Here is an 11487-nt window from a genome sequence, read left to right as displayed (position 1 = left end):
TTTGGAAAGGTGGTAGAAATATGAATACTGTTCAGGTAGGGAATTTTTCGATTGGCAATGGCCAGCCGCTGGCTCTTTTAGCAGGGCCTTGCGTGCTGGAGGGGCTGGAGCGCTGCCTTCTGATTGGCCGTACTATCAAGGAGATTACCGGGCGTCTGGGGATGCCATATGTGTTCAAGGCTTCCTTTGACAAGGCAAATCGTTCCTCTTTTAATGGCTTCCGGGGACCGGGGCTGAAAAAGGGACTGGAAATGCTCAAGACCATCAAGGATGAGCTGCAGGTGCCGATTGTTACCGATGTGCACACCGAGGAGCAGATCAAGCCTGTGTCCAAGGTGGCGGATATTATCCAGATTCCTGCTTTTCTGTGCCGTCAGACCGACCTTCTGTATGCGGCTGCCCAGAGCGGCTGCGTGGTCAATGTGAAGAAGGGGCAGTTCATGGCACCCGGGGATATGCGGAATGTGGTGGATAAGCTCCATGAGGGTGGATGCTCTCAGATTCTTTTGACGGAGCGTGGCGCTACCTTCGGGTACAACAATCTGGTGGTGGATATGCGTACCTTCCCTATCATGCGCTCCTTTGGCTATCCTGTAGTATTTGACGGCACCCATAGCGTGCAGCTGCCGGGTGGTGCCGGTACCTGCTCTGCCGGGAACCGGGAGTTCGTGCCGAACCTTGTTAGGGCTGCCGTAGGCGCCGGGGTGGATGCACTCTTTATGGAAGTGCATGACAACCCGGAGGAGGCTCTCTGCGACGGGCCGAACATGGTTTATCTTGATAAGCTGGAGGATCTTTTGAAGGATGCCATTGCCATCCATGAGGTTGTCCGCAAGCATTTGAGCTGAGTATGATACAAGGTGAGGGGTACAATGATTAAAGATTCGGCTATTGAAACCTTGAAGATAGAGGCAGCTTCTGTTACCCGCCTGATTGAGAGGATTGACGGGGAGTTTGAGGCAGCGGTAAAGTGTATTTTGGACTGCCATGCCAGAGTGGTTGTTACCGGCATGGGCAAGTCCGGCCACATCGGCAGGAAGATTGCGGCCAGCCTTGCCAGCACCGGCACGCCGGCATTTTTCATGCATCCGGCAGAGGCATTTCACGGTGATTTGGGCATGGTGACGGCGGATGATGTGGTAATCGCTATTTCCAACAGCGGCGAAAGCACGGAGATTGTCAACATTCTGCCCATTATCAAGCGCATCGGGGCGAAGATTATCGCTATGAGCGGCCGCAGGGAGTCCTCCCTGGGCAGGAATGCAGATTTTTTTGTGGATATCGGCGTGGAGCGTGAGGCCTGCCCTTTGGGACTGGCACCTACTGCCAGCACTACTGCCACCCTTGCCATGGGGGATGCCATCACGGTGGCTCTGCTGGAGGCCAGGAATTTTACCAAGCAGGATTTTGCCTTGTTCCATCCGGGGGGCTCTTTGGGCAGGAAGCTTTTGCTGACAGTGGAGAACGTGATGCACAGCGGCGAGGACAACCCTATCATTCACAGCGGCCATACGGCTCAGGAGGCACTGTTCATGATGACGGACAAGGGGCTGGGAGCTACCTCTGTGGTTAATGATAATGGCGAATTTATCGGCCTGGTGACGGATGGCGATATCCGCCGTGGCCTTGCCAAGGGCAGCCAGTTCCTGAACGAGGCAGTGGAGAATATGATGACGAAAAATCCGCAGACCATTACCCGGGAGAAACTGGCGGCAGAAGCACTTTCCATCATGGAAAAGCACAAGCCGCGCCCTATTACGGTGCTGCCTGTTATTGACGAGGACAATAAGCCTGTGGGCATTGTCCATCTGACTGATTTGCTGAGACAGGGTGTTGTCTGAGGTATCCGGAGTATTCGAAGGAGATGTCGTAAATGGAGTACAGGGCAGATGCGTTGGTAAGGGCTGCCAGAATCAAGCTGGTAGTCATGGATGTAGATGGAACCCTGACTGATGGCAGGATATACATAGGGCCTGATGGGGAAGCCATGAAGGAGTTTTCTGTCAAGGACGGCATGGGGATTTCCATGCTGCATACTGCCGGGGTGGCAACTGCCATCATCACCGGCAGGAAATCAACAATCGTTGAGCGCAGGGCTGCAGAGCTGAAGATAAGCCATGTGTGGCAGGGCTGCCAGGACAAGCGGGAAGCATGGATGCAGATGAAGGATGAGATGCAGCTGGCTGACAGGGATATTGCCTATATCGGTGATGACCTGAATGACCTGTCCCTTCTGATGCGGGCGGGGCTGGCATGCTGTACGGCGGATGCCCAGCCGGAGGTGAAGTATGTTTCCCATGTGATTTCCGGCTGCAATGGCGGCAACGGTGCAGTTCGTGATATTGCGGAGCTGGTGCTCAAATCCCAGGGCAAGTGGCAGACACTGGTGGATGCCTTTGCAGGGACTAAGCTGGCCCCGGCATATGGGCAGTAATTTTGCCAGGAGCAGGGTGCCAGCGGCATAAATTTTGCAGCATAATTTGTTGCGGGGGAGTATAATGGTATATAATTTACTTATGCTAATGAGCTGGGTAGCGTGCAGGCTGCCCCATAGCTGGCTGCTGGCTATGGGCAAGGGGCTGGGCATACTGTATTACAGGCTCATCAAAAAGCAGCGCAATCTCGCCATCAGGCAGATGCGGGAGTCATTGAAGATTTCGCAGGAGGAAGCAGAGAAGCTGGTGCGCCTGTCCTTTATCAACATGGGGCGCAATTTTATGGAGGTTCTCTACATGCCTGCCCTGAACAAGGAGAATTTTTCCAAATACATAGAGATAGACCATCTGGAAATCATGGAGCAGGCGCTGGCGGAAAAGCGGGGCGTGGTGGTGCTCACCGGCCATGTAGGCAACTGGGAGTGGCTCTCCGCCTCCTTTACCATGAATGATATGCCGGTAACGGCTATTGCCAAGCCGCAGCCTAACATGGATTATACCCATGCCCTGGACGAGCTGCGTTCCCGTATAAATGTGGAGATTTTCTCTCGGGGAACCAGTGAGCTCTTGTCGGCTGCCAAGGCGTTGAAGAAGGGCAAGATTCTCGGCTTTCTGGCAGATCAGGATGCAGGGCCGGGGGGCGCATTTATTGAGTTTTTGGGCAAGACTGCTTCAACCCCTATGGGGGCGGCAGTGTTTGCGAAGAAGTTCAATTCGCCGGTGGTGCCGGCCTTTATTATCCGCCAGCCGGATGGGCACCACAAGGTGGAAATCGGGGAAATCCTCCGCTATGAGGATACCGGTGACTCGGACAAGGATTTGTTTGATTTGACCTACAAGATGACCAAGATTCTTGAGAAGAAGATTTTGGACAATCCTACCCAGTGGCTGTGGTTCCAGAAGCGCTGGAACACCAAGCCGGAACAGCAGAAAATCAAGCATCATACAGTAAAGACAGAGGTAACAGCAAATGACCAGAAATAAAAAAATATTAATTGGCGTTGTGCTGGTGCTGCTGGCGGCAATGTGCATTTGGACGGTGCAGTCCGTACCTGACAGGGTAAAGGACGCTCCTCCACTGGAAAAGCGCGTCATGACCTACAACGGCAATACCATTGTAGAGGAAAAGGATGGCAGGAAGCTGTGGGAGCTGACAGCGGAATCCATGGAAGTGGATATTGATACCCAGGATGCAGTGATTGATAATCTTGATGCCAAGTTTTATACTGAGGATGGCAGGACCATTCACCTGACAGCGCCCAAGGCGAATTACAAGGCAAAGGAAAAGTTCCTGACGGCCGAGGGCGGCATCAAGGGTGACAGCACTGATGGTGCCCATATGAAGTGCGATAAGGCGGAATGGAGGGCGGCTGAGGAAAAGATTGCCCTGATCGGCAATGCGGAGCTGCAGCGGGACTTGGATGCTGTAAAGGCTGCCGGAGACCGTATTGAATCTAAGGATGGATTCAATAAATTTAAGATTACAGGTCATGCCCATCTGGAAAAGGGGAATAAGAAATGATAAAGAAAAAACATTTTGCAAGGGCGCTTGCCATTGCAGGCTTTTCTACGCTGCTGGCAGCAGGAACCCTGTTTGCGGCAGATGAGCCGGCATCACTGGATGCTGATACGGTGGAGTACGACATGCAGACAGGCATCGTAACCGCCAAGGGTGACGTGCTGATGGTACGGGGAGATATGAAAGTCACCGGCCAGGAGGCGGAGTACAACTCCAAGACCAAGGAAGGCAGGGTAGAGGGCAATGTGATTGCCGTTCAGCCAAGCAAGAGTATGCGAGTTACCTGTCACAAGATGATAACTGATGCCCAGCAGCACATGACGGCTACGGGTGATGTACATGGTACCATGGAGGACAAGACCTTCAGCGGTCCTATAGTGGAGTATTTTCAGCCACAGGATTATGTGCTGATCAAGGAGCGGGGGGTGATTACCTCCAAGGATGGCAGCTTCACCGCTGATGAGATGGAGGGCTACCTGAAGGAGGAGCACCTGATTGGCAGGGGCAATGCCCATGTCATCAGTCCGCCTAACGACATGGAGGCAGGCGGAGATCTGCTGAATTATTATGGCCTGGACCAGGGTAAGGCAGTGCTGACGGGCAATGCCTGGGCGGTACAGTACAATAACACTTTAAAGAGCAATACGTTGACCATATTGATGGCCAAGGACGGCAAGGCAACGGTCACTGAGTAAGGTTGCTTAGATAGAGAAGGTTTGGAGGAATTGCCAGGTGCATATTGAAGTAAAAAATTTAGTTAAAACCTTTAAGCGGCGCAATGTAGTAGATGGTGTATCCCTGCGTGTGGAAAAGGGGGAGATTGTGGGGCTGCTGGGGGCAAATGGTGCCGGCAAGACCACTACCTTTTACATGATTGTAGGCCTTGAGCGGCCCAGCTCCGGGCAGGTGCTGATTTCCGATATAGACATCGGCGGCATGCCTATGTACAAGAGAGCCAGGCTGGGCATCAGCTATCTGGCCCAGGAGGCGTCGATTTTCCGCAACCTTACGGTGGAGGAAAATATCATGTCCATCCTGGAATATGTGGACATGGATAATGGGGCAAAAAAGCAGAAGATTGCCGACCTTTTGGAGGAATTTCATGTTTCTCATGTGAGGGAGCGGCTGGGTTCCGAGCTGTCCGGCGGTGAGCGCCGCCGGGTGGAGATAGCCAGGTGCCTGGCCTTGGAGCCGAAGTTTATCCTGCTGGACGAGCCTTTTGCCGGTGTGGACCCCATTGCCGTGGCAGATATTCAGGGCATTATCAGCTACCTCCGGGAGAGGGGCATGGGCATCCTGATTACGGATCACAACGTGGTTGAGACCTTGCGTATTGTGGACAGGGCATATATAATGAACGAAGGAAAGATTTTGGTAGAGGGCGATGTGGATACCGTTCTCAATGATCCGATGGCGATAAAATACTATATCGGCAACAATACTAAATTATAGGGGAAGATTACATGCGGATTCGTATTCTGGACAAGTATATATTTAAAGAGGTCTTCAAGACCTTTATTTTCGGCATCTGTGCCTTTTCTGCCGTGTTTATCGGCTCCGGCACATTGTTCCGCATAGCACAGTATATTACAGAGTATGGCGCATCTGTCACCTCTGTTATCAAGATTTTTGTACTCAGCCTGCCGGGAGTGGTCATCTGGACATTTCCTATGTCCATGCTGCTGGCAAGCCTGCTGACCATCGGCAGATTGTCAGGCAACAGCGAGATTACCGCCATGAAATCCTGTGGCATCAGTTTTTACCGCATTGCCACACCGGCTATTGTCCTGGGTGCCTTTGTCAGCGTTTTTGCGGTAGGTTTCAATGAGTATGTGGTGCCTTGGTCCAATGAGGCATACAGCAATGTGCTGGAGTATGAGATCAAGGGCAATTTGTCCCCTCAGTCCCAGGAGCACATCATCATCAAGGAAATCAAGCAGGGCAAGATTGAAAAGCTGGTATACGCCCGTCAGTTTGTGGCAGAGTCCAATACCATGGAAGGGATTGCCATGCAGTCCTTTGAGCAGGGCGAGCTGAAGCATGTGGAGAACGCAGAGTATGCCGAATGGAAGGACAATATGTGGACCATGCACAACGGCATGATTTATGATGTGGCAGATGGCAAGAGCCAGCATACCATGCGGTTTGATACTCAGGTGCTGCCTATCAATGAAAGCCCGCGGCAGATTGTGCAGTCGCAGAAGAAGCCTGAGGAAATGACCATGAAGGAGCTCAGTGAGCAGATTGGCATCATGAAGTCCCAGTATGTGAACACAAGCAAGCTGGAGACGGAGCTGCATCAGCGCATGACCATCCCTATGGCCAGCCTGATTTTTACGCTGGTAGGTGTGCCGTTGGGCATGCAGCCGAACCGCAACAGCTCATCTATGGGGTTTGTGATGAGCATTATCATTATATTTATCTACTATAGCCTGATGACCATGGCAGGTGCTATTGCCCAGGGAGGCATGGTAAATCCGATGCTGGCGGTATGGCTGCCGAATATTGTCGGGCTTTTGGCCGGAGGCTACCTGATGCGCCGTATGGCAAAATAAGTTGTTTTTGTAGCCGGATAGAGAAAAAGAGGTGGCTCTTATATGTATGGTGTTGTGCTGATTTTTGTGCTGATAATAACGGGGGGAGCCATTGCTTTTATTGGTGACAGGCTAGGCACCAAGGTAGGCAAGAAGAAGATGAGCATCTTCGGGCTGCGCCCCAGGCATACATCTATTTTGGTGACGATTGTGACTGGCGTGATGATTACTACCACCACCCTGGGGGTCATGAGCATCATGTCCGAAAATGTGAGGACGGCACTCTTTGGCATGGAAAAGCTGAATCGCAGCATGCAGCAGGCGAAGACCGAGCTGGCGGAGGCTTCGGCACAGCTTGCCATGGCAAAGTCTGAGCAGGATAAAATCCAGTCAGAGCTGGATGATACCAAAAAGGAGCTGTCCGGGCTGGAGGAGCAGAAGAACCGCCTGGAGGTGCAGACAGAGGAGCTGCAGGCTGTCAACGGCAGGCTGGAAAGCTCCAATCAGCTTCTGACTGCTAATAATCAGGAACTTTTGCAGAAAAGCGACAAGCTGACCCGCATCAACAATATTCTTGAGGAGGGCAATGAAAGGCTCAGCAAGAATAACTCCGAGCTTTATCAGATTAACCGGGAGCTGACTACCGGCATCCAGATTATGCGGGAGGGCTCCATCGCCTTTCAGGCCGGGGAAACCCTGGCAGGAGGGATTATTCAGGGCAAGCGTAGCGTGGATGATATTCACAATGATATGGGCAGGCTCCTGGATATGGCAAGGTATACTGTCAGCCGCAAGCTGGGCAGCGAGGCCAAGGAGAATGAGAAGGATATTTGGATTTACCAGCCTGAGTTCGAGGAGGCTGCCAAGTATATTTCTGAGCACGAGGGCGAGTTCGTGGTGCGCATCGTGGCGGCAGGCAACCTGATTCAGGGTGAGGCGGTAGCCACCAATCTGCAGCTTTTTGCCAACAAGACTGTATATAAGGACGGCGATCTGCTGGTGGAAAAGAAGGTCAGCTTCAATCCTGCAAACGGTGCGGAGCTGGAGGCAGTGCTGACCAGCTTCCTGTCCGATGTAAATCACAAGGCTACCTCGGACGGCATGATTCCTGATGCGGTGAATGGCTCCGTGGGCGTGGTGGATGCCGAGCAGATTTACAGCCTGATGGGGCAGCTGCAAAAGAGCAGCGGCAGCGCTATTATTTCTGCCTTTGCTGATGGCATCACGGATATTGTAGGACCCCTGCGCATCAAGCTGAAGCTGGCAGGGACAGGTATTTTGCCATGAGGGGGCTGACAGCCGGGCTGGATCCCGGCAGGGACAAGTGCGGCCTGGCTGTAGTGGATGAAAAGGGGGGCTGCCTCTTTCATCAGGTAGTGCCGACACCGGCGCTAGAGAAGCATTTGCAGCGGCTATACGCAGAGTATGGCTTTTCCCTGCTGGTCATGGGCAACGGCACCACCAGCAAGAAGGCGGCGCAGCGTGTCAGGGCTGTCCTGCCGGAGACAGAGCTGGCCGTTGTGGATGAGTACAGGACCACCGATGCGGCACGGGAGGAATACTGGCGCATATATCCTCCTGCCGGGTGGCGCCGCCTGGTGCCAAGGGGGATGCTGGTGCCGCCGGAGCCGGTGGATGACCTGGCGGCGCTGATACTGGCGAGAAGATATGTATTGCAGCAGTGAGGCTGCTGTGATGGTTCATAATATGTATTAGGACAAGGAGAGTGCTGTATGGCAGAACCGCAGAAAAGGCCTGAGTGGCATGAATACTTTCTTGATATAGCAAAGGCAGTAGGCAGGCGTTCCACCTGCCTGCGTCGTCGTTATGGGGCAATTATTGTTAAAGACAAGATTATCATCAGCACCGGCTACAATGGTGCGCCACGGGGCGAGGCAAACTGCATTGACACCGGCATGTGCGAGCGTGAGCGGCTGCATGTGCCCAAGGGGCAGAACTACGAGCTGTGCGTGGCAGTCCATGCGGAGCAGAACGCCATCATTAATGCGGACCCTGACAAGATGCAGGGGGCAACGGCGTATATTGTGGGCTACAATGCAGACGGCACCCTGGCATCCGGCAAGCCATGTCTTTTGTGCCGCCGCATGCTGAGGAACGCCATGCTGGCAAAGGTGATTTATCTGGAAACAGATGGCAGTATTGTGGAAACAACTCCGGAGGAGATTAGGTAAATTATGTTGACAGTTGCAGATAGCTGGGGTAAAATTGGTGTTTGAGAAAGTGGGTGAAAAAATATGCCGAATTATATTTGGGCATTTTTGATTGCACTGATTGTTGCCCTGGCTGTTACACCGGGCGTGATTGTGCTGGCTGGCAAGACCGGTGCTATGGATGCGCCTGATGCCAGGAAGGTTCACAAGGGGCCTATGCCGCGGATTGGCGGTTTGGCTATTTATGTTGGCTTTATGGCGGCTATGGCTGCTATGCTGAATTTTGGTGATTTGCCGCCGGAGGTGGCAAATGGCGTGAAGGGACTGCTGATTGGCGGTACTTTGATTGTGCTGATTGGCCTGATTGATGATTACAAAAATCTGCCGGCCAAGGTAAAGCTGCTGGGGCAGATTGCGGCAGCATGCGTAGTGGTTTATTTTGATGTCAGGATTGATTTCATTACGGATCCTTTTGGGGATTTTCTGTATCTGGAATATCTGGCGGCACCTGCCACGGTGTTCTGGATTGTGGGGCTGACCAACACTGTAAATCTCATTGATGGACTGGACGGCCTGGCAGCCGGGGTGGCGGTAATTGCCTCCATCACGATTTTTCTGGTGGCACTGCAGCAGGAGGTCATGGTGGTTGCCCTGTTTACGGCAGCCCTGGCAGGCTCTGCTCTGGGATTTTTGCGGTACAACTTCAATCCTGCCAGGATTTTCATGGGGGATACGGGCAGCATGTTCCTGGGTTTTATCTTAGCCGGGATTTCCGTGATTGGTGCCGTGAAGTGCGCGGCAACTATCGCTTTGATTGTGCCTATCCTGGCACTGGGGGTGCCGATTATGGACACTGCCTTTGCCATTATCCGCCGCTACCGGGGCGGTGTGCCTATTTTCAAGCCTGACAAGGGGCATCTCCATCATCGCCTTTTGGATTTGGGCTTTTCCCAGAAGCAGGCGGTGCTTTTGATGTACGTTATCAGTGCGCTCCTGGGGCTTAGTGCAGTTGTCCTGAATGAGGTCTCCGGCAGCATGTCCATTGTGATTGTAGTATGTGTGCTGCTGGTGGTGTTTCTGGGAGCGAAGAAGCTCGGTATTTTCAGATTAAAGACGAAATAATTCAGCGTAGAGAGGGGTTTATGATGGCTAAGAAGATTAAGGTCATGACTGTGTTCGGCACCCGTCCGGAAGCAATCAAGATGGCACCTGTTGTGCTGGAGCTGGCGAAGCATCCTGACAAGATTGTGCCTGTGGTAACTGTTACTGCCCAGCATAGGGATATGCTGGACCAGGTTCTGAATCTGTTTCAGATTAAGCCTGACCATGATTTGGATATTATGGCAGCCGGGCAAACCCTGTTTGATATTACCTCCAGGGCCATGATGGGGCTGGACAAGGTATTGCAGGAGGAGAAGCCGGATATCGTGCTGGTGCATGGTGATACTACCACTACCTTTGCCGGTGCGCTGGCATCCTACTACCATCAGGTTTCCGTAGGCCATGTGGAGGCAGGGCTCCGCACCCACAACAAGTATTCTCCGTTCCCGGAGGAAATGAACCGCAAGCTGACCGGCTCTATTGCTGATTTGCATTTTGCCCCGACGGATACCTCAGAGCAGAATCTTTTGGCTGAGTCCGTGGACAGCGAGAGGATTTTTGTGACCGGCAATACTGTCATTGATGCCCTGCACAAGACTGTTAATGATGATTTCCAGTTTGAGGATGAGGTGCTGCAGGGTATAGACTTCAAGAATAAGCGGATTGTGCTCCTGACAACTCATCGCCGGGAAAACCTGGGCGAGCCTATGCGCCATGTGTACAGGGCTATGCGCCGCCTGGTGGATGAGTTCGAGGATGTGGAAATCGTTTTCCCTGTGCATAAGAACCCGAAGGTACGGGAGGTAGTGCAGGAGGAGCTGGGCGGTCTTGCCAAGGTGCACCTGATTGACCCTCTGGACTATGAGCCTTTTGCCAACCTGATGCACAGGTCCCACCTGATTCTGACCGATTCCGGCGGGGTGCAGGAGGAAGCTCCTGCCCTGGGCAAGCCGGTGCTGGTGCTCAGGGATACCACCGAGCGGCCTGAGGCGGTGGCGGCAGGCACAGTAAAGCTTATCGGCACTGATGAAAAGGTTGTCTACGATGAGGCAAAGCTGCTGCTTACTGACAGGGATGAGTACAGCCGCATGTCCGAGGCATGCAACCCTTATGGAGATGGCAAGGCTTCCCAGCGTATTATTCAGGCTATCCTCTATCATTATGGACTGGCAGAGGAAAAGCCGGAAGCCTTTGTAGCAAAGTAAAATTTGCAGAAAATAAAATATGTGCGCATGTGCGTTTTGTACATTTTTTACATCGGGTGTGTCAGGTGCATTTGATGCATTTGATGTGTTTAATGTATTTAATGTATTTGTGCACTCTGTTCAGACTTTATATGGACGGGGTGCGGCATGTGCCTCAAGAAACACGCTCTCGCTCTTAGTTGTGCCTAGCGGATGCTAAGCTCACGCTTCACCTTCGGTTCGCGTATTGCTAAGCACCGAGGCACAACAAAGGTGTTCTTGAAGGCACACGCCGCACCCTGTCCTTTTTTGTCTGAACAGATACAGCAAAATGATAGTGTGAAAATATTGCCCGTTACATCACAGTAGTTAATATTATTCTGCTGTGGTGTATTTTTATTACATGTATATTGTATTTTTAGAAATATGTCGTATGTCAATTGACTTGCCCAATTACAAGTGAGATAATAATATTAGGTGCTGTATATGTTTTATTTTTCAAATGTTAGAATATTCAAGTATCATGCGAGGTGATATAGGGGG

13 protein-coding genes are annotated in these 11487 nt (G+C 52.2%); all 13 read left to right on the top strand.

What is annotated here, in order from left to right; genetic code table 11:
• Positions 1 to 20 precede the first annotated feature (20 nt).
• A complete protein-coding gene (gene kdsA, locus FYJ84_RS03450; RefSeq protein ID WP_154406173.1) occupies positions 21 to 848 on the top strand; it encodes a 3-deoxy-8-phosphooctulonate synthase in 828 nt (275 codons plus the stop codon).
• Positions 849 to 872: 24 nt separating this feature from the next.
• Positions 873 to 1841 (top strand): KpsF/GutQ family sugar-phosphate isomerase, encoded by a 969-nt coding sequence (locus FYJ84_RS03445; protein WP_154406171.1) that lies wholly within the window; start codon positions 873 to 875, stop codon positions 1839 to 1841.
• A gap of 32 nt (positions 1842 to 1873) precedes the next feature.
• Positions 1874 to 2434: a KdsC family phosphatase gene (locus FYJ84_RS03440; protein WP_154406169.1), complete on the top strand. Its 561-nt coding sequence runs from the start codon at positions 1874 to 1876 to the stop codon at positions 2432 to 2434.
• Positions 2435 to 2498: 64 nt separating this feature from the next.
• Complete coding sequence (locus FYJ84_RS03435; RefSeq protein WP_154406167.1) at positions 2499 to 3419, top strand: lysophospholipid acyltransferase family protein; 921 nt, start codon at positions 2499 to 2501, stop codon at positions 3417 to 3419.
• Positions 3406 to 3957, top strand: coding sequence for an LPS export ABC transporter periplasmic protein LptC (lptC, locus tag FYJ84_RS03430; RefSeq protein ID WP_154406165.1), 552 nt, complete (start codon positions 3406 to 3408; stop codon positions 3955 to 3957). Before FYJ84_RS03435 ends, lptC begins: the two co-directional genes overlap by 14 nt.
• On the top strand, positions 3954 to 4649 hold the full coding sequence (locus FYJ84_RS03425) for an LptA/OstA family protein (RefSeq protein WP_154406163.1): 696 nt from the start codon (positions 3954 to 3956) through the stop codon (positions 4647 to 4649). Before lptC ends, FYJ84_RS03425 begins: the two co-directional genes overlap by 4 nt.
• A 37-nt stretch (positions 4650 to 4686) precedes the next feature.
• On the top strand, positions 4687 to 5406 hold the full coding sequence (gene lptB / locus FYJ84_RS03420) for an LPS export ABC transporter ATP-binding protein (protein WP_277006566.1): 720 nt from the start codon (positions 4687 to 4689) through the stop codon (positions 5404 to 5406).
• Between the two features lie 11 nt (positions 5407 to 5417).
• Complete coding sequence (locus FYJ84_RS03415) at positions 5418 to 6509, top strand: LptF/LptG family permease (protein ID WP_154406161.1); 1092 nt, start codon at positions 5418 to 5420, stop codon at positions 6507 to 6509.
• Between the two features lie 42 nt (positions 6510 to 6551).
• Positions 6552 to 7775, top strand: coding sequence for a DUF3084 domain-containing protein (locus FYJ84_RS03410; protein WP_154406159.1), 1224 nt, complete (start codon positions 6552 to 6554; stop codon positions 7773 to 7775).
• Positions 7772 to 8173, top strand: coding sequence for a RuvC family protein (locus FYJ84_RS03405; protein WP_154406156.1), 402 nt, complete (start codon positions 7772 to 7774; stop codon positions 8171 to 8173). The genes FYJ84_RS03410 and FYJ84_RS03405 overlap by 4 nt, the downstream gene beginning before the upstream one ends.
• 48 nt (positions 8174 to 8221) lie before the next feature.
• Positions 8222 to 8680: a deoxycytidylate deaminase gene (locus tag FYJ84_RS03400; protein ID WP_154406154.1), complete on the top strand. Its 459-nt coding sequence runs from the start codon at positions 8222 to 8224 to the stop codon at positions 8678 to 8680.
• Positions 8681 to 8743: 63 nt separating this feature from the next.
• A complete protein-coding gene (locus FYJ84_RS03395; protein WP_154406152.1) occupies positions 8744 to 9781 on the top strand; it encodes a glycosyltransferase family 4 protein in 1038 nt (345 codons plus the stop codon).
• Positions 9782 to 9804: 23 nt separating this feature from the next.
• The gene (wecB, locus tag FYJ84_RS03390) at positions 9805 to 10965 is read left to right on the top strand and encodes a non-hydrolyzing UDP-N-acetylglucosamine 2-epimerase (RefSeq protein ID WP_154406150.1); all 1161 of its coding nucleotides are present in this window, start codon (positions 9805 to 9807) and stop codon (positions 10963 to 10965) included.
• Positions 10966 to 11487: the final 522 nt, after the last annotated feature.

This window comes from Anaerovibrio slackiae (assembly GCF_009695585.1).
In the GTDB taxonomy this organism is placed as follows: Bacteria; Bacillota; Negativicutes; order Selenomonadales; family Selenomonadaceae; genus Anaerovibrio; species Anaerovibrio slackiae.
Note: the sequence above shows the minus strand (reverse complement) of the source record. Positions and strands in the feature narration are given on the sequence as shown.

Bases quoted from the DNA above. Each gene is read 5' to 3' on its own strand.
- kdsA (WP_154406173.1), top strand. From the start codon at position 21: ATGAATACTGTTCAGGTAGGGAATTTTTCGATTGGCAATGGCCAGCCG.
- FYJ84_RS03445 (WP_154406171.1), top strand. From the start codon at position 873: ATGATTAAAGATTCGGCTATTGAAACCTTGAAGATAGAGGCAGCTTCT.
- FYJ84_RS03440 (WP_154406169.1), top strand. From the start codon at position 1,874: ATGGAGTACAGGGCAGATGCGTTGGTAAGGGCTGCCAGAATCAAGCTG.
- FYJ84_RS03435 (WP_154406167.1), top strand. From the start codon at position 2,499: ATGGTATATAATTTACTTATGCTAATGAGCTGGGTAGCGTGCAGGCTG.
- lptC (WP_154406165.1), top strand. From the start codon at position 3,406: ATGACCAGAAATAAAAAAATATTAATTGGCGTTGTGCTGGTGCTGCTG.
- FYJ84_RS03425 (WP_154406163.1), top strand. From the start codon at position 3,954: ATGATAAAGAAAAAACATTTTGCAAGGGCGCTTGCCATTGCAGGCTTT.
- FYJ84_RS03415 (WP_154406161.1), top strand. From the start codon at position 5,418: ATGCGGATTCGTATTCTGGACAAGTATATATTTAAAGAGGTCTTCAAG.
- FYJ84_RS03410 (WP_154406159.1), top strand. From the start codon at position 6,552: ATGTATGGTGTTGTGCTGATTTTTGTGCTGATAATAACGGGGGGAGCC.
- FYJ84_RS03405 (WP_154406156.1), top strand. From the start codon at position 7,772: ATGAGGGGGCTGACAGCCGGGCTGGATCCCGGCAGGGACAAGTGCGGC.
- FYJ84_RS03400 (WP_154406154.1), top strand. From the start codon at position 8,222: ATGGCAGAACCGCAGAAAAGGCCTGAGTGGCATGAATACTTTCTTGAT.
- FYJ84_RS03395 (WP_154406152.1), top strand. From the start codon at position 8,744: ATGCCGAATTATATTTGGGCATTTTTGATTGCACTGATTGTTGCCCTG.
- wecB (WP_154406150.1), top strand. From the start codon at position 9,805: ATGGCTAAGAAGATTAAGGTCATGACTGTGTTCGGCACCCGTCCGGAA.